This window comes from Desulfosporosinus shakirovi (assembly GCF_020595055.1).
Lineage (GTDB): Bacteria > Bacillota > Desulfitobacteriia > Desulfitobacteriales > Desulfitobacteriaceae > Desulfosporosinus > Desulfosporosinus shakirovi.
On record NZ_JAJDOO010000044.1, the window covers coordinates 1 to 18,671 of the forward strand.

Sequence of the window (18,671 nt, forward strand, 5' to 3'; positions counted from 1 at the left end):
TAAGTGTATCAAATGGGAGGTTGGGTGACACGACGGTGTTTGTTCCATCGCTTACTTATCAGAGGCCAGAAAGCACGGCATAAATCTACCACGGCTTTACGATGTAGAAAGCCTAATTACGGAATGAGCATCAGAATACCAATCTGAATTTGATAATCTTCCGCTTGATAATTAGAGACTATCGTCCCTCCGCCGACTCTCCCCGTAAAGTCATGCAGGTACTCGTCGTAAAGGCTACCAGACTGTTTTTACTATCCGTTACCTCACACTGAAGCAACCCCATTGTCTTTCCCCCCTTAATAACCCTGGCTTCGGCTCTTAATAACCCCTCACGCACTGGCTTCAAAAAATTCACCTTCAACTCTATAGTGGTAAATGATTCCCCCTCCCCAAGGGTAGAGTAATAAGCCATTCCCATAGCAGCGTCAGCAACATCACATATTACCCCTCCGTGAAGAGTACCCATAGGATTACAATGCCTCTTTTCGACTTCAAGCTCCATCACTGCGCGGCCCTCGCCAATTTCAACAATGTTAAACCCTATTAATCGGGCAATCGAAGGAATGGGCATGTTTTTCACAGTCAAATTTTTCTCTGTTATTTTCGTCATTGTTTTCATCTCCTGATTTTTTACTTTAATCATATAGGTATTCGGTCAACTGATTTCATATAGGCTACTGCAGTCTGGTACTCCTTTAGCAGCATGTTTTAAGGCAATGGCTTTTCTATCATTGTGAATCTCGAATGGGGTAGACAAAGGAATACTTGCTATTTTTGCCCATTTTCTTGGATCAATGTATGCAAATTATTTGTATACGAATAATTTGCATACATTTTTTAGCTCTCCCCGATTTGGTTCAACATCCTCGAAAAAATCGCAAAATCCTCGCTACTGAACTGGTGTTTGATCTCATTATCAAGGGTTTCTGCTAGACACTGAAATTCATCGCGATACATTTTGGCTTTTTCCGCCAGAAAAACTAGCACCGACCGACGATCTTCAGGATCATCCGCACGTAAGACAAATTCCTGTCGTTCAAGCCTATCGAGGATACCAGTGAGGGTTGCTCCGTCCATACTCAGTTTTTGGGCAAGTTCTTTGAATTTAATTCCATCCGTTTCCCAAAGAGAACTTAACACGTAAAACTGAACTGTGGTAATCTCCAATGGAGCCAGATTCACCTCGTAGTAACGCTGAACCTTTCGCATGGCTCTGCTAAGTTTAAAGCAAATATATTGAGAGGGAGAAAAAATTGACATTATGACACCTCGATTTATTTGTATACAAACATTTTAATGCCTTTGGGAGTTAATGTCAACCAATCAAGGTGTTCATGTCGTTAATCCCTCTCAATTGACTTGTTTTCGTCGCACTGTATTATGTGGCATGATATGTCGAGTTCGGAGAATATTATCTCACATTCATCAATCCACTCCCATGTGAAGAGTTTTTGACAATTATACTGTATCGGAAAATAAGTTAATTTGACAATTCCTGCACGATGTTACAAGTCGTTCCTTCACACTATCATCTTCAGCGAGTTCTCCACAAGTGAGCGGAGAATCTACTTTGTGTTTTCCAAAATTGTTTTGAACAGTCTTTGGACTATAATTAGCATAACAGTATAAGCAACCATTTTTGCAGGTATTATACATCCCTATGTCGATACTTGCAATGCAGCCGCATTCAAGTCTCTGATTTTTATCTTTGTCGACATTGAGCGAATAACCTCCAATGCTTTCTAAGCGCTCTTTGTCGATACAGTGAGCATGTGTAATGCTGAATTTATCAAGCTCAATTCCTTCTGCGCAAGTATCAATCAGCAACCCATAGCGTGATGCGATAACAGAAAACTTCTCCATCAATTCAAGCTTTTGATCAATAGAAGCGCTGATAATATTGAGCGATTTTGCGTTTCTTTCCGTATTTCGATAGGTGTCAATAAAGCTTACCGTACATTTTTCGGTAAAGCTATGTAGCTTGTCTGCAAGAACCTCAAAATATTTACCATGGTATTCAAGCGTATAAGTTTCATTGAAAAAGATTGGGTCATATCGCCACACAACTCTGTTTTTACCAATTTTCCGTGATAGTTTTTGAAACGCCGGGATGATAATTTCATTTTTTGAAGGCACATTTGGCTCCACATCTTTTCCATATGCATTTAACGTAAATTGAAAATAATACGGATATTCTTTTATTTCATCTAACTTATTCATCATTGGGATAGGATTTTTTGTCCAAAAAACGATTCCGTCTACCACATCTGGTGAAAGATTTATCTTGCTTACTTGATGGATATTCATAGGATTTCGAACCAAGACATAGCCTTCTTGTATTCTATTGCAGAACCAATCAGAATAATATGTTGGAATATCTGTTCGCCGGCTGGCGCTTATAATCAAGTCATTCAACCTCCAAATTATGGTTAATGTACCTTAGCAAGATTATACCAAACGAATGTTCTTATCTCAATATAAAAAAGATGCTCGCAAAAGCTGGCATCCCCTTGGCGGCAACTATTCGGAAAAATCGAATGGTTCACACAGAGTCACCAACTATCTGCGGACAGTTGGTCATTCGCTTATTTCATCTTAATTAATCTTGCAACCCGTTTTTGCCCACGTATCGGCAACTTCAAATGGTGAAAAACGTGATCCAATTCAATAGCAAGGTGTTTAAGAATAAATTTAAAACCGATCTCCGAATTCTTCAAGGAAAAGCAGGAGATATATTACAGTGCAGATTTGCTGAACGAGCTAGATCAACGCTATCAGGAGAATCTGAAGACAGGGGCGATTTCACGGAATGTATATAACCTCCGCACTCGAGGTACCAGAATACTGCGAGAGGTTTATGAGACAGGCAATTTCGTCTGGAAAGGACCAGTTAGCTTTCAGCTGCTCAGAAGCATAATTAACCCCGGCGATCGCTTGATTTATTCGGTTAAACATGCTTGAGAGTTGTCACATATTGTCGTTTCGCATAGGTACCTGGAACCTGCGCGGAACGATAATATATGACAGCCCGTTAGACGTTCCGCCGAGTAGATATCAAAGGAGCATGTCACCAAACGTTTAAAACGTAGGCGCACATGCTCCTTTGACATTAGGGGTTAGGAGATTCACCCTACTTTAATCGCCCGCTCATGGCAGTTAATCTGACATTTTCCACACTGGGTGCAGGCGGATGCCTTAATGACATAAGCTCTTGATTTACCCTTGACTTTGATTTTCAATCTCCCAAACATACCAAGCCGGTCATAGTCCTCCTGCTTGATTTCTTTTAAGGCCAGTACCTTAGCCGGACATTTGCTGACACAGACACCACAGCCATCGCAGCGATTCAAATTAACGTTTACACTCATAAATCAACACTCCTCTGACTACTTTGCACTTTTTCTTTTAATGCTCATTAATGCACGATTGATAACTTGAACTTATAAGTCTTCAGGAATTAAAGCGGTAACCGGTTCCCCAGAGGGTCTCTATATATTCCGGATTGGCCGGATCTTTTTCAATCTTCTTCCTGATCTTTTGGATATGAACGGCCACAGTTGCCAGATCACCATAGTATTCCGCACTCCAAAGCTTATCGAAAAGGTGCTCCTTACTAAACACCAGGTTGGGATTGGTGGCGAAAAAGAGCAAGAGTTCGTATTCCTTGGCCGTGAGCTGCACTTCTTTGCCGTTGACATAGACTTTATGGGCGGCTGTATTGATTTCCAACCCGCGGTAATTGATGATTTCCAGAGCTGAATTCTTGCCCGTCAAGCGTTCATAGCGGTTTAAATGGGATTTGATGCGGGCCATCAGCTCCGCTGGACTGAAAGGCTTGGTCAGATAATCATCGGCCCCATAATCCAGTCCCCTGATTTTATCAATATCCTCACTCCTGGCCGACAGAACGATAATCGGAATCTCCAGCTTCAGCCGGACTTCTTTGATAATCGTAAAACCATCTTTTTGCGGCAGCATCAAATCCACAATCAGAATGTCATAGACCCCGGTGAGAGCTTTCTGTAGCCCTGCCTCCCCATCCATAACAATGTCCACCTTATAGCCGTTGAGCTGCAGGTAATCCCGCTCCATCTCCGCAATATTTAAATCATCCTCAACGATCAGGACACTTTTCATGATCTCCCACCCACTTTCATGACCTCTATTTCTGAACAGGCAGCTTGATTGTAAAACGGGACCCTTCCCCGCTGATACTGACAACCGCTATTTTTCCTCCCTGGGCCTCAATCAGCTCTTTGGCAATCGCCAGCCCCAGCCCTGTACTCACAAAATCCTTGGAACGTTCAAGGTCAATCCGGTAAAATCGGTCAAAGATGTGCGGGAGCCGGTCGGCCGGAATTCCCGGACCATTGTCTGCGATATTGATGCAAACATACTCCTCCTGCTCAGATAACTCCATGACCACTTTTAGATCCTGCACCGGACCATATTTCACAGCATTGTCCACGATATTCCTGATTGCCTGATAGACCCGTTTCCCGTCAATCCTGACCGGATAATCCTGGTCTGTCTGATCCCGGTAGGAAAACTCAAGTTGCTTTTCTTCAAATTCAAACTTCAGTTCAATGGCCAAATCTTCCAGGTAGGCTTGGATGTTCAGGATTTCATAATTCATATTTAATTTGTCCATATCCAGTTTAGAGAATAAAAACAGGTCATCAATCAGCTTGTTCATATACATGGTATTACTGTAAATGGTCTTCAGGTACGGATTCAGTTGCTCCGGCTGGGTAACATATCCCTCCATGATCATTTCCAGGTAGCCCTGAATCGACGTGATCGGCGTTTTTAAATCATGAGAAATGTTCGCGACCAAATTCTTTCTGTTTTCCTCATACTCCTGATTGATTCGTTCGCTTTCCTGGAGTTTAAGGGCCATCTCATTAAATGAATGAATTAACTGCGCAAACTCATTTTGAACCTCTGGCTGAATCGACACATTATAATTGCCTTGGCCGATTTCGGTGAATCCATTCTTCAGCTGTTCGATCGGCTTAAAGACCTTCTTTTCCAAGCGCCGGTAAAAGATAAAGTGGACCATTTCCTTGGTAATAAGGATAAATGCAAAAATTACGCCGATGGCCTTCAGTCCCATCCAATAGTACAGCAGGAATAAAAGAAACAGAGTTAAAAGGAAACCGATGGGGCGAAAAAACTTCATGGATCTGCGCATGCTGCGGAATTCCTCGTAATTCCAGTCCGGGAATTCCCCGTGCTTCAAATGACGATATTTCTCATGATGCAACTTTTCTTGATGAAGCCGATGATAAAACTTACGAAAATCATGGTTTGATCTCAACTTTGTTCACCTTCTTCCTTGATAATTTTTAACATTGTTTTTCCCTTTATCATAAACCGCTCTTGCTGTTCTCATGGGTTTATTTTAATTCATAGTTTTAAATATACTATAAAGCAATTTTAAAAACTTTATAAAAAATTTATGTTGGATAGGAATTTTATTTTCCACACATATACGATTTAATCTATTTGATGGTCTATATCAAGGTATCTTTGAGGAAAATTGAGCTGTTGGTTAACAGCTTCCCACCACTTAAAGCTTCTGTGCGGTTGAACTTGAACAGAATCAGTATTCGGCGAAACATGCTTGAGGGCAATCATATATTGTCGTTTCGCATAGGATAGCAATAGGTAAAGCTTTGATGTCATCTCCACTTTTTCCCCTGCTCCACACCGTGCATGCGGGTTTCCTCGCACACGGCGTTCCATCAATCTAAAGCTACTTCCTTATATCACAATATTTCCTACTTGTACTCTGAATTTATTCACTTTGGCTATCTGTCTTTTAGATAGCTTGAGTTTCGCCAGTATTTGATGAGTTGTCTCGGATTTGGTTGCATGTATCAGTCTGTGAATATCGGGTGAGATTATGACTAGGTTACTATATTTATCTTACGGTAGTACGTCTTTAGACCCTGATGAAGCCGTTCAAACTGCTGTTCGTCATGTTTTTACATCGTTCCAAGCTTCTGGTAGTGCCTATGGTGTGGTTAAATTCTTCGCTACTAACGGTTTGCAGTTTCCCAAACGAGCCTATGGTGGTGTTTGGGCCGGCAAACTGATCTGGGGCACGTTAACTCACTCTAGGGTGCTTGGTATCTTGTCTAACCCCGCTTATACCGGGGCTTATTGTTTTGGCCGCTATAAATACCGCAAGAGGCTAGACAACCAAGGTGCCTTTAAAACTCATATGGTTCGTCTACCAAGAGACCAATGGGAAGTGCTCATCCACGATCACCATCAAGGCTATATTACTTGGTCCCAATATGAGGAGAATTTGCTCCAACTACAACAAAACCGCACCAATGTAGAAGTAAGTGGTGCGGCTCGGGAAGGCTGTACCCTATTGCAAGGTCTACTTATTTGCGGTAAATGCGGTAGGCACATGTCTGTTCGCTATACTGGCAACGGTGGTATTCAACCTCGTTACGAATGCAAACAGCGTTGGGAACTCGGTAAAACTTGCACCTGTTCATCGATTAGAGCTGAACCGCTTGATCAGGCTATTGCTAAAAGGATTATGGAAATTCTTCAACCTGCGGAATTAGAACTAGCCCTGCTTTCTCTAGATAAACTCAGTGTCCAAGATCATGCTGCCAACAAGAGTTGGCAACTAGCTTTGGAACAATCACAATTTGAAGTAGATCGAGCTTACCGCCAATACGATTTATCTGAGCCAGAAAACCGTCTAGTGGTACGCACGTTAGAAGCTAAATGGAACGAAAAACTGCTGGCTTTAGGTCAGTTAAAGGAGGAATACGAACAATATAAAACAAAGCGAGCCTGGTCTCCAACGAGCGAGGATCGCCGCATGATTCTGCGCTTAGCCGAGGACATACCTCGCATTTGGAACTCTTCAACGACCCTTATGAAGGATCGAAAACGGCTCGTTCGCCTCTTGCTTGAAGATGTCACAGTGACTTGCCACCCTCTTGACCCAGATGTGCATTTAGGCATTCGTTGGCGCAGCCGACACAGCGAACTGATTCACACAAAGAAATCATTGCCTCCCTCAATTACCCGCAAGCACGTTCCCGACACGGTCGAACATGTTAAAGAACTGGCTAAGACGATGTCTAGTGCCGAAATCGCGGATCATTTCAACAAGAACGGATGCCGTACTCCAGAAGGACGCACTTTTACAGAAAGTTCTATTGCATGGCTAAGGTACCGTTACAAGATTCCTGGGCTTGTTAAACAGAGTAATGAACTTACCGTTAAAGAGGTAGCCTCCAAATTCAACGTGAGCCCTGGAGTTGTATACTACTGGCTTGAAACCGGCAAAATTCAGGGCAAACAATTAGGACCAGGACGGCCATACAGGATAATAATCGACGAACCTACCGAAAAAGCTCTGAGTACTTACGCTGATACTTCGACCAAGATCCTTAAAGTTAGAGGCTCGAATATTTGAGGTTAGCATAGTCGTTTAGCCTCTTTCCAAAACGTTATTGAGGAGGGTGCATTATGAACTTACCATCGGTATTCCCAATGGGCGCTTCTTCGTTGCGTCATTATCCTTCAGTATTTCTACTCTGCGGACTGCTTGAGGTTTGTAACACTGTAGCCTGGCTCTCACATAATCAATAAGTTGCTCATCTTCCTAAGCGTCGAAGCGTCTAAGAGCTCGGTGAAGTCGCGTGACCCTGCCCTTTGTTCGGAACCGTCCCCTCGTTGAGTCTATGTTCTCAAGAACTTCTGCAAAGAAACCCCACTCCCCAAAGCACCCATCGTCATACCTACCAGCAACAATCCTGAACAAACTTGGCTGAAGAGAGCCTTGTTCTGCACGACTGGTAGAAAGGTTAAGGTCGATTGAACATTCATCGCAATCCAATTGTAGCCCAAACCAACAATGCCGGCTGCCAGGATTCCTCCCACCAGTCCTAATGCCATGCCCTCAATAAGAAATGGCCAACGGATAAAACCATTGCTGGCGCCCACTAATTTCATAATCTGAATTTCTCGGCGACGAGAAAAGACATTCATTTTAACATTAATCGATATTAACACGGTGGCAGCAATGGCAAACGCGGCTACTACTCCAAAGCCGATCCACCTTAACCATTTCGTAAAATTCAACAGCTTTTCCACATAGCCCTGTCCGTAGCGGACTCTGTCGATCTCAGGCAGAGCAGATATGGTCTCAGCTAAGACTATCACATTTTGAGCATCCGCTATTTTAAGCGTTAATTCATTGGCAAAGGGATTAGTTCCTCCTAAATCATCCAACAGATTACTTTGGGAGCTGCCCATAGTTTTTCCGACATTAATCAAGACTTGATCTTTCGTAACTAAGGTTACAGAAACGACCCCTGACATACCTTGCAGCTGAGTTTGTAATGCTTCGAGGCCAGCTTGGGTTACACTATCATGAACAAATGCTTTAATCTCCAGCTGGTCTTCAAAGGATTGTGCCATATTAGAAGCATTCACGAGAAAAAAAACAGAAAACCCCAAAATTACGAGGGAAACCATAACTGTTAACACCGATGCGATGCTCAACCAAGGATTGCGTTTCATGGAATTGAGCGTCTCAAGCAAAATATAACGGGTGGAATTATGCGTCATAGCCGTATCCCCCCTTTTCTTCATCGCGGGCAATCCTGCCATTTTCTATTGCAATGACCCGTTTCTGCATTTTATTCACAATCGCTCTGGCATGAGTAGCCATGACGATCGTCGTTCCTCGTTTGTTGATATTATAAAGCAAATCCATAATTCCCCATGCTGTTTCAGGATCGAGGTTACCCGTGGGTTCGTCTGCAACTAAGAGGGCAGGATTATTAATAATTGCCCGAGCAACACAAACGCGCTGTTGTTCTCCGCCGGATAGTTCGCTGGGACCAACCATAAAAACTAAATCCCCTTTGCCAATTTTCAGATTGACATCAACAAGGGCTCTGGCACCATTCGGATAAATCTTGGACACATTAATTAACTAAATCATATTGTCCTCCTTGATTTTCGCACGCCTCGCCCTTTTTATCTATAACTCTTAATTAATTCCACACATATCGTAGTTTTCCTGTTAGAAACTATTGAGATTCCATCTTTTGTTCTGTGAAAATCAAAGTTATAGCCCTGAGCCTGCTAGCGGAATTAGCGAGGGAATCGAACTAAAAAAAGCGGGGACTAAGACAACCATATTCGGTACAGCACGCATAATCGCGACGTCTTCAATGGCCTGGTGAGAACCTCCGTCCTCTCCGACCGTAATTCCGGAATGGGTAGCGGCTATCTTAACATTTAACTTCGGATAGGCAATGGAGTTGAATCATCTCCTGGCTTGTACAGTCTTTAAGTATGAACCCATTTGCACCTTTACTTAAAGCTTTAGTAACGTAACCCAGCGGACTATGTCCGGTCATCATAATAATTTTAACATCTGGTTGTACTTTTTAGTTCGTCTATTAAATCTGTTCCATTTGCATCAGGTAGCTTGATATCCAACAATACGATGTCAATGCTAATTTTACTAATTACCGTAGTGCATTCCATTCCGTCTTTCGCAATCCCCATTACCGAAATACGGGGCTCAGAAGATAACAAGGCAACAGTCCCTTGCGCAAAAAGCGTATGATCATCTACTACCAAGACTTTTACTCTTTCAGAATCGAAGGACATCCTATCTACCTCCAGAAAATCCCTTTGGGGTTATTACTCTGTTTTAGTTATATTTATCGGGATAGTGGCTTTAAGCATCGTGCCTTGACCAATTGTCGACTCGATGTCAAGATCACCACCCAAGCCCTCCAATCTTTCTTTCATTGCGGCTATTCCAAAATGGACACCAGTTATCAACCAATCATTTATCTTGCTAGTATTCGGCGAAACATGCTTGAGGGCAATCATATATTGTCGTTTCGCATAGGTACCTGGAACCTGCGCGGAACGACAATATATGACAGCCTGTTAGCCGTTCCGCCGAGTAGTCTAAAGAGTAAAAGCATCTGCTTAATTTTGCAGATACCCCTAATACTCAAAACTACTATATAAATGCTACCAATCAATTTGTTCTGGGTACTCTAATTTAAGACTGATATCCTCAGGGCTACGATTATACTCCTTAGCCGCCTCAAGTATGGTTCTTTCAATAGATCTGTACTCATCGACCTTTTCAGTTAAGCGTTTAGCCATTATTGAAAGGTTTTTCAGCCTTTTAGCCTTGTCCATACCCAAGTATCTTACATTTCAAAACGTCTAAGTATTGTGTTATATAATTTTCTAGCCATGCATAGTCCTTGATCATTATGATTTCCCTGTCACCCATCAGGGCATGACGAAGGTCATAGCAAACCCCGAGAACACGTAACCGCGCGCCCTCATGGTAAGGATGATCTTCTTCGTCACCTACTATTTCGTGGAGTGAATCATAAAGGGTTTCAAAGTCGCTTTGATCACCAGAAATTGTTACTCCAGCTAGATTTTCCGTAGCCGAAACTTTTAACATTAGCACACCTACCCTTATAAACAGCCTTAGTTTACTTTTTCTTCACAAACAGCTTTGGTTCCTAATTCTAAGAATAAACCTGTTCTACCCATTTCAAAACAGAATAAGACCCCTTTAAGGAATCTTCAATCCCCCAGCACCCACAGTTCTTTGTTTTCATAATCTTTTTCAAGCGCCCTTTATACTTATCATACAGGTCAGGCGTCTTTTGTTTATTTAGCAACTGGATAATTTCTTCATATGTGTCAGTAAAATAATATCCCATATCTTCAGAAATATCGCCCCATTCATGGATGAATTGAACAGCCATTTCAGCAAAGTAAACCATTAATTCAAGCGGCCACTCTGTTTCTCTGGCAATCTTATTGATATCAGCAATTGCCGTTTTTACAGTTGCTACCCGCAATTTAGGAGCTCCTCTGGGTGGATCAAATTCTTTCCTTATTTTCTCCTTATATTCTTTGATTATCTCAAGGACAGCCTTCTCACCTTGAAGCTTTACTGAAACAAAAGTCCGTACCTCTTTATCTCCTCTGAGTGTCTCTAGAAAAAGCTCTATAACCTCCTCTTTTGAAAGCTCATTGAGTTTTTGTTTAAGTTGAGTAAGAGTTAATGATTTAATCTGGTTTTGGCTCACATTCTCTACTCCTTACAAAGTCTTGGCTTCCATATCATTTTACTTTTTCAAGCAACACGGGTAACCCATTAGATCGATTGAGCATGAAAAAGGCAATAAATTTTGCAACAGATTCATCGAAACCTGTAGCTTTCTTCATCATTTTACGAGAATTTTTCAACAAGTAATCTTTATGATCCATGGCAAATGCAAACGTTAATCCAGACGTCATACTGAACTCGTCTAGGTTAATCAATCTCGTAACCAGAAAAATATTAGGATTTAAGTTTTCGCTCATACCGATATCGATTAGCTTTATAGGTTCAGATTCTTTCATTACATCACTGAGCATGATTATTCCATTCTCTTGAGCATGGTCGGCTATATTATACAGTCCTATATCAGATGTTTTCATTGCTATTAATAGCTCTTCATCCACTTTGCTGCTAGGTGGATATTTATTTATGTACTCAGAAAATGCATTGCTGCCATTTCTAACGCTTCCATATATGTTAAAATCATAAATGGCATCGTTTTCGGAAGTAGATTCAATAACGACTTTATTATTCTTGTCCAGAATTCCTAGAATCGAAGCAGCTTTCAGGTAGTCCTCCCCATTTACAAATTCTTTTAAAATCTGCATATGAATTTCAACTAGTCTCTTCCGGTAGCTTATATATTTCTCCTTTAAGTCCATCTCTAATTGCTCCTCGCTCAATTTGCTATTAACATTTTATATTTCCTTGCTTAATCCTTAATCCTACTCTATTTTCTCATGCATAGAAACATATTTCTAGTCTGCATTCTGTAATCTACGAGTATTAAAAAGTACCTGCCGAAATGATCCAGCAGATGCCCTTTATCATACCAAAATATTATGTTCCCGCATACCTTTTTTGCTTTGCCTTATTGCCTCTCTTAACCTCAGTTCAGCTTCTCTAACCGCAGCCATTTCATCAAGAACCGCCTTGCGTCTATCATAATATTCTTCGCATACCTTTGGATCATCGCTTGACTTTTCCCATTCTTCCATCGCTTGATTCAACACTGGGTCTTGCATCGCAATCTCCTCCAATGTCTTCAAAATTTCCTCGTTCTCTGAGCCTTCTAAAAGAAATAACCAGCGGGCTAGCACGTCCTCCCATGGACTTACCAGCCTTTCTCTCCATACGTGTAACAGCCAGCTTCACTAAATTCCGTCTATGTTATGTTCTTAATTGCCCGGTATTTCTGCCTGCTGCTATTTGGCTTATCTGGTACAGTCATTTCGATCAACCCAAGTTCCAAGGCCGGACGCAAATAGTTATTGCTCAACGTAGGACGGTGTTTTAGTCTGAGACGTTCTAAAAGCTCTTTTGCCGAAAGCGTTTCATTCCCCAAGGCCATCATCAGGCGTTGAACTTGTTCGGTGACTTGCTCGCGCACTTGTTCGGTTTGAATAAGCTCCCGCAAAGCATCGCGAATTACCCTAAGCATAAATTCAATAAAGGCAGTGGAATCTGCGGCTTTATCCGCAACAGCCAGTACTTCATAATATTCGTTTTGGCGCTCGTGAATCAGGGTTTCTATCGGAAGCCAATGAAATACCGACTTCCAGCGGCTTAACAGCAAGGTCTGCCACATTCGCCCCATGCGCCCGTTGCCATCGGCAAAAGGATGTATAAACTCAAACTCATAATGAAAGATGCAGCTTTTAATGAGTGGATGGGTATCGGCATGTTTTAACCAATGAAGTAAACCGCCCATCAATTTTGGCACAAGATCAGCCGGCGGAGCCATATGTATCAGCGTTCCCCCAGCAAAAACACCAACCCCTCCGGAACGGAATCGACCGGATTCATTGGTCAATTCCAGCATTAAGATTTTATGCGCTTTTAAAAGATCGTCAATACTGCACGGATCAAAGGACAGTAGAAGGTTATACGCCTCGTAGGCATTTTTTACTTCACAAATTTCCTTTGGTGCCCCAAGAACACGCTTGCCATTTATCACATCCGTCATTTGCTCCAGGGACAGGGAATTGTTTTCAATCGCCAACGAGGAATGAATCGTCCGTATTTGATTGTCCCTGCGCAGAGTCTCCATTACGGGACCATGCTTTATTATCCATGAAAAAAGCATAGAGATGATCATCATTCAGTCCAAAGCCACGCTGAATGACTTGATGGAATTTGTGCAAGGTTGCGTCGGCAGGAATCTGAATTCGCCGCCACTGGCCCCTCCCTAAACTGACTTTCAAGATGTAAGACTCTGCCATTTCTGATACTGCTCCCCCTCATCATCATCATCATCACAATTATAACATATGATTGCCCAGTTTCATTTCAGGATCCGTTTAACCGAGTTGAACCACATAGTAATAGGTCAGGGGTGATTCCCCCTCGGTCTCCTGCCCTTCTTTAGCCCCATGTCTTGAAGAAAAAGCTATTTGGTTCTACGATAATCCTAGATGAGTAACTGGCTGAGACAGGAATATCCATAGTTCTCCCTATTTTACCCACCGTTATCTCACTGTGTTTGCTTCAATAAATCCTCTTAGCATTCCGCTAGCACTTCTTGGAGGACCCTGCAAGCAATTAATATCGCCAAAAACAAAAAAGTGATCCTTGGCTCGGGAAACTGCTACATTCATTAAACTGTTATTGGCATCTATAAAATAACATCCATCTTGGTTACCGTATACTGTGGATAAGATAATAACTCTTCTTTCCGCCCCTTGAAAGGTATGCACTGTGCCGATACTGATTTTCAAATGATAAACCGGTAGTACTTTCTTCAATTCTGCCCGAATCGCTTGAACCTGAGCCTTAAACGGCGTGATAATACCCACCAGATTTAACGGTAATGGTGCAAAAGTAGAAAAAGCACCGTCTCAAACGATGCTTCATCTTTTCCATATAGCCGAAAAGCCCATTAATACCGGACTTTTTATTTTCTATCCTGACCCTGAGGAAGATTTTGAAATCTATTAGGATCTATCAATTTTCTAATCTCTATAGAATAGTCAAAGGCACAACATCATTGTTGTGCCTTTTGTAATAATGTATATCTATTAAGGACGGCTCTGTGCCGGTACCTCTAAAGTAATTTTCTAACCTACATTTATTAAACCACATTTAAAGAGAGCAAGTGAGACTAATTACAATATCCTATCAGAGACGACAATGCATTTGTCCAGACAGATTAGGCAATACAATATGTCTACAACCACACCACTGGATATTAATCGTATCTTTTATTACCACATTACCATCTTCATTGTAACTTATAAAAATCGGATTTCCTGGCTCTAGTGCAGTGTTTCCACTTCCTCGCCATTTTGATTCGATGACACTTCGTCGGTAACGCAGAGGCTTGCTGTAATCCGTTGTTATACCTAAATCTTTCTCGTAACTATCGAGTGCCCAAGTTGCTGTGCTCACGTTGAACTGAACGTTTAGATCTACAATCCCGATATCGATGCTGTTTATGCCTCCGCCATCTGCAACAATACCCACTTCAATGCGATCAAAGTGTAGTTGAGCGGCCTGACTTATGGTAATTTCCTTTGAAAGAGTATGATGTCCTTTTAGCCTTACCGCCATTGATTTTAAACTTAAGAGCCCCAATTTAACGCTAACCAACCTATCTTATAATATCTAAAAAACTCTGTTCACTTATCGATGTTATTGATTCTAGCCGATTCTTAATAATTTCCCTTTCATGAAGCTCTTGATAGGTCATTGGACTACTTACATGTTTAATTTGCCTAAAAAGTATTACCAACGCGTTCCTCCTGCTAATTTCTTTAATTTCCTCAAAAGTATACACTGTTCTTTTGCTTACTACAGCAGCCACCTCATTTGGATCATCGGTTTTCAATACGGTTTCTACAATACCTAAAGTAGTAATTGATTGCCAGTCTCGTGATCTGTAGAATAATACTAAATCCCCTCGTGTAATTTTGGTGTTATTGCTATTACATATATAAGCCTTAAGAATCCCATTATTAACCGCTTCATTAGTATAAAACAGTTCAAACTGTTTTTGGCAGTCTGGAAACAAAACACGGTGGTATTCTGGGATTATTGGAATAATAAATTTGTTAATTCCCGCTCCATATTTAAAAAACGGGTAATGCCTTACATGATATTCAAGAGGATCTAGCGGCGAGTCATTAACTTGACTCGGAGGAATAAATGCTTTATATAGAGCAATCTCTCTCTCATTATACGGGATTTGAATAAACCCAAAGTCCATACAAAGATTTACTAATTCTCTGTTCTTTTCTGCCATAGTTGTCATATAGGTAGCTTCGTAACGGTTATCAACACAATAACCAAAACAAGCTTTTAAAAATAACTCTCCTATTTTGCGCCCACGCAATTCTTCATCAATTTTAAATGTACAAACTTTTAATATTTTCTTAATGGGACCAGGTATTAATCTCTCATTATTTTCTTCCTTAATTATTAATAACGCTCCAATGGCCCCATTGCTTTTAAAAATTCTCCAGGCTTTTCTATCTTCTTCACAAATTCTTTTAAACCAATTCTCAAAATCGGGATAATCTTGTTTTAAAGATATGAAGAACGGATCACTGATCTGTAGTTGATAGACAGGGATATCCTGAATGTTGGGTAGACTTAACGATTTCTTTTCAAACAGACCGATCAGAGCATCGATGCATTGTTCAATGGTATAAACTTTAGCATCAATTCCTAAACGCCTCGCCTTTTTATGAATTCCTCGGTCTTCAGTGACCAAGAAATTAACACTATGTCTATAAACAGCATAGATTAATTCGTTGTCGATGAAATCATTAGGTCTTAACTTCTCTTGTTTAATCACTTTTAGAAATTCTTCATCAGGTTGACCTGGTGGCTCTAGAACCACATACTTCTTAACTTTTGACAGTAATAGTTCTCTTCTCGCTTGATTTCTGTCCCTTTGAATGTCTTTATCTGAACTCGGATGACACAATAGAATACACTGATACTTATTGGCTAATTGAGTAAGATTGGCTATATTTGCATTAAGTACTTTCGAATCTTCCAATGGTATTAATACATTTGTGTCAAGCAATATCCTCATATGGTCTCTCCATTCAAAGGGATTTGTTATATTAGGTTTTCTGTCTATTTCGATAATTTCCTTCTTTCCAAAAAAATAATAGGAACAATCTTGCAACTGTTCCTATTCCAGTATTTTAATATGATTCTGTAATACAAGTGTAAAGAGGATGTTCTTCATCCAAATAGTGAAAAAATTGTGGTGGCATATATTTTGGCATCTGTTCCCTTAAATCATCAAGACTTAATGGATTTCTATATAGTTTAACATTTTTAAGTTGAAGAGCATACCCATTTTTACAGCCTTTAAAATAATCCGTAAAGGTTTCAAAATTTACTGCGCAACTTTCACTAACCTTCTCCCAGAGAATATCGATGTTTTCATCAATGATCCTCTCCAATTCAGCTAAAGCTGTTATTTTTTTCCCAGGACTGGTTTCATAAATATATAGTAAATCTCCTCGAACAAGATTCGGCTTTCGTCGGCGTAATTCGTAGACCTTTAGACCTTCAACAATAGCTTCAACATATTGCGGCTTAATAGAAATGACTGCTAACCTCATTCCGAACTCCTTCCGTGGAACATTTGTTCGATTCATTCTATTACAATTATCCTACTTTTACAATACAATACACCCTCGATGTTTTAAAATCCTTCTTTGTAACAATTAAATGTTCGATTATTTAGCAACGCAATATTTGTTTATTTTATATTATTGTGTGATATATTTGTGTATTAATCGATAATAACATTCTGTACGTCAGTATCTCCCATTTCTAGGATTTGAATGAACTGCATTTTATTATATACATAACCATATGGATGACCACCAAACCAGAGTCCGCTACCCTTTATTTCGGCATGTGAAATATTATGCCCTTTACCAAAGGCACCATTATAAGTCATTTCTAGCATTACCAGATTTTTTTTAGTACGATATAATTCATTCAACTCAGTCGCAGAAAAAACCGTTTTATTTCCAGCCATACGAATAAAATCATCCAAAGATTGTAGTCCTTGTCCACTTTTCTTAATAATTTCAACTTTAGTGAGAAATGCGTAAGAAGTGACCGCCGATCTATACGTTCGTCCATTAAGAGGTTGTTTGTAGATTCTATAGATTACAACAGGTTCTCCCACAAAATACTTATTAGAATTAGGAGATCCGATAAACACTTTTGTTATACCATTTCCTGCTATCTCCTCTTCTACTTCAAGCTTGTTCCCTTTCAATTCGGAAAATAGAAAGAGCTGATCGTGATATATATCCTCAATAGGAATTATTCCTGCCTTTTCGAAGCTCCCACTGATGAATGGAAAAGCTTTATATGCATCTGAAAAATCCAAATTTCGACGGCTTTTTCTAAACAAATATTCGCCAGTATCTTTTTTTGTACCTATACATTTAAACCCAAAGTATTCGAGGAGACTGATCATCGTTTTGTGCTTTTCAAATACAGTGACATAAACTTCGTCGCATTTTTCAGCCTGCCAACGCCATAGAGCAACACCGACAGCGCCTTCTCCGATGCGCTGTCCCTGGTATCTATCAGCAATTTTAAGTGTTCCAATTTTTAATCGTTGCTCTGCAGGTAAACTTCGTTCAACAAGCTCGATTGTCTCGCATTCCGGCTTTAAGTAGAGAAATACGCCTATTCCATGTTCATCCTCAAATACGAAAGCCTCTTTTCCTTCTTCGCTTTTCTTGATAAACCAAGCATCGAATTCAGGGTAATCGCTCCTTAGAGAATCAAAAAAAGTATCACTAAGCTTACAGTTTGAGAATTTACACCAATGAAATTTGTCCGCCATATATTTTCCTCCTCCATCAATCATAGGGATTTATTAACACTGTAATCGTTTTATTAAAAATAAATTTCTAAATGCAGCAAGGTTACCTAAAAGAAAGGAGATTCTTTATATCTTGTGTAAAAGTGCAAGCACTTTCGGTAAGCGAAGCATTGTTAATAGCCAAATACGGAACACCTAAAGCAACTGATACTTCCTGTGAATAATTAAGCTCTTCTTTTTGGAGCGCTTCTATCGTTGGAAATTCGTAGTTAACATTATCACGCTTATTCAGCCTAGATATTATTGTTTCAACAGTGTCATAGAGAACAATAATTGCTTTTGGTGAAAGTTGCTTAAATGTTGCGATAGGAATTCTTTGAACTACTCCATTTCCATTGAGCAAACAGAAATGCCCGTCAAGTAAAAATTCGCCCTCTAATGTCGATAACCTTCTCATTGCTTCCAATAGATAACCCTGATTGTCGTTAATTTCATTTACCTTCTTGTTTACTGTAAACTCTTCGTTCCTAAGCTCCGAAATAAGCTTGCTAGCCGAATATACTTTCAAACCGGTTTCAATTTCAACCTGACCACAGAAATAAGATTTACCTACACCATGCACTCCTCCAACAAACAACATTTAAATCACACTCCTATTCACTATCCGTAAACAAACGTATACCGTTCATAGCGTTTAAGAACCCATATAAGGTGTCTTTA

The 18,671-nt window shown here is 40.4% G+C and carries 24 protein-coding genes and 2 pseudogenes; 2 read left to right on the forward strand and 24 right to left on the reverse strand.

The window, feature by feature from the left end:
* Positions 1-178 precede the first annotated feature (178 nt).
* The 7 genes from LJE72_RS22775 to LJE72_RS22805 all read right to left on the reverse strand — a co-directional run bounded on the left by LJE72_RS22775 (position 179) and on the right by LJE72_RS22805 (position 5,751).
* A complete protein-coding gene (locus tag LJE72_RS22775; protein WP_229250268.1) occupies positions 179-610 on the reverse strand; it encodes a PaaI family thioesterase in 432 nt (143 codons plus the stop codon).
* Between the two features lie 227 nt (positions 611-837).
* The gene (locus tag LJE72_RS22780; RefSeq protein WP_229250269.1) at positions 838-1,260 is read right to left on the reverse strand and encodes a MarR family winged helix-turn-helix transcriptional regulator; all 423 of its coding nucleotides are present in this window, start codon (positions 1,258-1,260) and stop codon (positions 838-840) included.
* A 198-nt stretch (positions 1,261-1,458) separates the two neighbouring features.
* A complete protein-coding gene (locus tag LJE72_RS22785) occupies positions 1,459-2,406 on the reverse strand; it encodes a DUF1848 domain-containing protein (protein ID WP_229250270.1) in 948 nt (315 codons plus the stop codon).
* Positions 2,407-3,125: 719 nt separating this feature from the next.
* Positions 3,126-3,368, reverse strand: a complete 243-nt coding sequence (locus tag LJE72_RS22790; protein ID WP_014902316.1) for a 4Fe-4S dicluster domain-containing protein — start codon at positions 3,366-3,368, stop codon at positions 3,126-3,128.
* Between the two features lie 82 nt (positions 3,369-3,450).
* Positions 3,451-4,137, reverse strand: coding sequence for a response regulator transcription factor (locus LJE72_RS22795; RefSeq protein WP_229250271.1), 687 nt, complete (start codon positions 4,135-4,137; stop codon positions 3,451-3,453).
* Between the two features lie 25 nt (positions 4,138-4,162).
* Positions 4,163-5,320, reverse strand: coding sequence for a HAMP domain-containing sensor histidine kinase (locus LJE72_RS22800; protein WP_229250272.1), 1,158 nt, complete (start codon positions 5,318-5,320; stop codon positions 4,163-4,165).
* Between the two features lie 179 nt (positions 5,321-5,499).
* A complete protein-coding gene (locus tag LJE72_RS22805) occupies positions 5,500-5,751 on the reverse strand; it encodes a hypothetical protein (RefSeq protein WP_229250273.1) in 252 nt (83 codons plus the stop codon).
* Positions 5,752-5,908: 157 nt separating this feature from the next.
* Here LJE72_RS22805 and LJE72_RS22810 point away from each other — a divergent pair, with 157 nt between their 5' ends.
* A complete protein-coding gene (locus tag LJE72_RS22810; RefSeq protein WP_229250274.1) occupies positions 5,909-7,453 on the forward strand; it encodes a recombinase zinc beta ribbon domain-containing protein in 1,545 nt (514 codons plus the stop codon).
* A gap of 53 nt (positions 7,454-7,506) precedes the next feature.
* A complete protein-coding gene (locus LJE72_RS26420; protein WP_282437952.1) occupies positions 7,507-7,629 on the forward strand; it encodes a hypothetical protein in 123 nt (40 codons plus the stop codon).
* A 90-nt stretch (positions 7,630-7,719) separates the two neighbouring features.
* On the opposite strand, the gene ftsX is transcribed toward LJE72_RS26420, so the two are convergent.
* The 17 genes and pseudogenes from ftsX to LJE72_RS22895 all read right to left on the reverse strand — a co-directional run bounded on the left by ftsX (position 7,720) and on the right by LJE72_RS22895 (position 18,591).
* Entirely contained in the window at positions 7,720-8,610 is an 891-nt protein-coding gene (gene ftsX, locus LJE72_RS22815) for a permease-like cell division protein FtsX (protein WP_229250275.1), read from the reverse strand.
* Complete coding sequence (locus tag LJE72_RS22820) at positions 8,600-8,977, reverse strand: cell division ATP-binding protein FtsE (RefSeq protein WP_229250299.1); 378 nt, start codon at positions 8,975-8,977, stop codon at positions 8,600-8,602. Before LJE72_RS22820 ends, ftsX begins: the two co-directional genes overlap by 11 nt.
* 189 nt (positions 8,978-9,166) lie before the next feature.
* Positions 9,167-9,313 (reverse strand): annotated as a pseudogene (locus LJE72_RS22825) (transketolase family protein); the annotation flags it as partial.
* A pseudogene (locus tag LJE72_RS26880) lies at positions 9,282-9,666 on the reverse strand (response regulator). The pseudogenes LJE72_RS26880 and LJE72_RS22825, both read right to left, overlap by 32 nt.
* Before the next feature lie 375 nt (positions 9,667-10,041).
* A complete protein-coding gene (locus tag LJE72_RS22835) occupies positions 10,042-10,215 on the reverse strand; it encodes a DUF6904 family protein (RefSeq protein WP_229250276.1) in 174 nt (57 codons plus the stop codon).
* Positions 10,202-10,492 (reverse strand): DUF6904 family protein, encoded by a 291-nt coding sequence (locus LJE72_RS22840; RefSeq protein WP_229250277.1) that lies wholly within the window; start codon positions 10,490-10,492, stop codon positions 10,202-10,204. Before LJE72_RS22840 ends, LJE72_RS22835 begins: the two co-directional genes overlap by 14 nt.
* Positions 10,493-10,559: 67 nt before the next feature.
* Entirely contained in the window at positions 10,560-11,129 is a 570-nt protein-coding gene (locus LJE72_RS22845; RefSeq protein ID WP_229250278.1) for a hypothetical protein, read from the reverse strand.
* A 34-nt stretch (positions 11,130-11,163) separates the two neighbouring features.
* On the reverse strand, positions 11,164-11,805 hold the full coding sequence (locus tag LJE72_RS22850) for a hypothetical protein (RefSeq protein WP_229250279.1): 642 nt from the start codon (positions 11,803-11,805) through the stop codon (positions 11,164-11,166).
* A gap of 165 nt (positions 11,806-11,970) precedes the next feature.
* On the reverse strand, positions 11,971-12,243 hold the full coding sequence (locus LJE72_RS22855) for a PD-(D/E)XK nuclease family transposase (protein WP_449508556.1): 273 nt from the start codon (positions 12,241-12,243) through the stop codon (positions 11,971-11,973).
* Between the two features lie 65 nt (positions 12,244-12,308).
* Complete coding sequence (locus tag LJE72_RS22860) at positions 12,309-13,193, reverse strand: Fic family protein (RefSeq protein ID WP_229250280.1); 885 nt, start codon at positions 13,191-13,193, stop codon at positions 12,309-12,311.
* Positions 13,135-13,365: a plasmid pRiA4b ORF-3 family protein gene (locus LJE72_RS22865; RefSeq protein WP_229250281.1), complete on the reverse strand. Its 231-nt coding sequence runs from the start codon at positions 13,363-13,365 to the stop codon at positions 13,135-13,137. The genes LJE72_RS22860 and LJE72_RS22865 overlap by 59 nt, the downstream gene beginning before the upstream one ends.
* A 246-nt stretch (positions 13,366-13,611) precedes the next feature.
* A complete protein-coding gene (locus LJE72_RS22870; protein ID WP_312038960.1) occupies positions 13,612-13,938 on the reverse strand; it encodes a C-terminal helicase domain-containing protein in 327 nt (108 codons plus the stop codon).
* 322 nt (positions 13,939-14,260) lie between these two features.
* On the reverse strand, positions 14,261-14,692 hold the full coding sequence (locus LJE72_RS22875; RefSeq protein WP_229250283.1) for a YmfQ family protein: 432 nt from the start codon (positions 14,690-14,692) through the stop codon (positions 14,261-14,263).
* Between the two features lie 40 nt (positions 14,693-14,732).
* On the reverse strand, positions 14,733-16,181 hold the full coding sequence (locus LJE72_RS22880) for a PIN domain-containing protein (RefSeq protein ID WP_229250284.1): 1,449 nt from the start codon (positions 16,179-16,181) through the stop codon (positions 14,733-14,735).
* Between the two features lie 115 nt (positions 16,182-16,296).
* A complete protein-coding gene (locus tag LJE72_RS22885; protein WP_158408526.1) occupies positions 16,297-16,722 on the reverse strand; it encodes an ASCH domain-containing protein in 426 nt (141 codons plus the stop codon).
* Positions 16,723-16,895: 173 nt separating this feature from the next.
* The gene (locus LJE72_RS22890) at positions 16,896-17,972 is read right to left on the reverse strand and encodes a hypothetical protein (RefSeq protein WP_229250285.1); all 1,077 of its coding nucleotides are present in this window, start codon (positions 17,970-17,972) and stop codon (positions 16,896-16,898) included.
* Positions 17,973-18,054: 82 nt separating this feature from the next.
* Entirely contained in the window at positions 18,055-18,591 is a 537-nt protein-coding gene (locus LJE72_RS22895) for an ATP-binding protein (protein ID WP_229250286.1), read from the reverse strand.
* Between the last annotated feature and the right edge of the window lie 80 nt (positions 18,592-18,671).

Coding starts and splice junctions, on each gene's coding strand:
- LJE72_RS22810 (WP_229250274.1), top strand. CDS start 5,909: ATGACTAGGTTACTATATTTATCTTACGGTAGTACGTCTTTAGACCCT.
- LJE72_RS22775 (WP_229250268.1), bottom strand. CDS start 610: ATGACGAAAATAACAGAGAAAAATTTGACTGTGAAAAACATGCCCATT.
- LJE72_RS26420 (WP_282437952.1), top strand. CDS start 7,507: ATGAACTTACCATCGGTATTCCCAATGGGCGCTTCTTCGTTGCGTCAT.
- LJE72_RS22880 (WP_229250284.1), bottom strand. CDS start 16,181: ATGAGGATATTGCTTGACACAAATGTATTAATACCATTGGAAGATTCG.
- LJE72_RS22795 (WP_229250271.1), bottom strand. CDS start 4,137: ATGAAAAGTGTCCTGATCGTTGAGGATGATTTAAATATTGCGGAGATG.
- LJE72_RS22885 (WP_158408526.1), bottom strand. CDS start 16,722: ATGAGGTTAGCAGTCATTTCTATTAAGCCGCAATATGTTGAAGCTATT.
- LJE72_RS22835 (WP_229250276.1), bottom strand. CDS start 10,215: ATGGACAAGGCTAAAAGGCTGAAAAACCTTTCAATAATGGCTAAACGC.
- LJE72_RS22895 (WP_229250286.1), bottom strand. CDS start 18,591: ATGTTGTTTGTTGGAGGAGTGCATGGTGTAGGTAAATCTTATTTCTGT.
- LJE72_RS22890 (WP_229250285.1), bottom strand. CDS start 17,972: ATGGCGGACAAATTTCATTGGTGTAAATTCTCAAACTGTAAGCTTAGT.
- LJE72_RS22790 (WP_014902316.1), bottom strand. CDS start 3,368: ATGAGTGTAAACGTTAATTTGAATCGCTGCGATGGCTGTGGTGTCTGT.
- LJE72_RS22840 (WP_229250277.1), bottom strand. CDS start 10,492: ATGTTAAAAGTTTCGGCTACGGAAAATCTAGCTGGAGTAACAATTTCT.
- LJE72_RS22860 (WP_229250280.1), bottom strand. CDS start 13,193: ATGGAGACTCTGCGCAGGGACAATCAAATACGGACGATTCATTCCTCG.
- LJE72_RS22850 (WP_229250279.1), bottom strand. CDS start 11,805: ATGGACTTAAAGGAGAAATATATAAGCTACCGGAAGAGACTAGTTGAA.
- LJE72_RS22780 (WP_229250269.1), bottom strand. CDS start 1,260: ATGTCAATTTTTTCTCCCTCTCAATATATTTGCTTTAAACTTAGCAGA.
- LJE72_RS22875 (WP_229250283.1), bottom strand. CDS start 14,692: ATGGCGGTAAGGCTAAAAGGACATCATACTCTTTCAAAGGAAATTACC.
- ftsX (WP_229250275.1), bottom strand. CDS start 8,610: ATGACGCATAATTCCACCCGTTATATTTTGCTTGAGACGCTCAATTCC.
- LJE72_RS22865 (WP_229250281.1), bottom strand. CDS start 13,365: ATGGCAGAGTCTTACATCTTGAAAGTCAGTTTAGGGAGGGGCCAGTGG.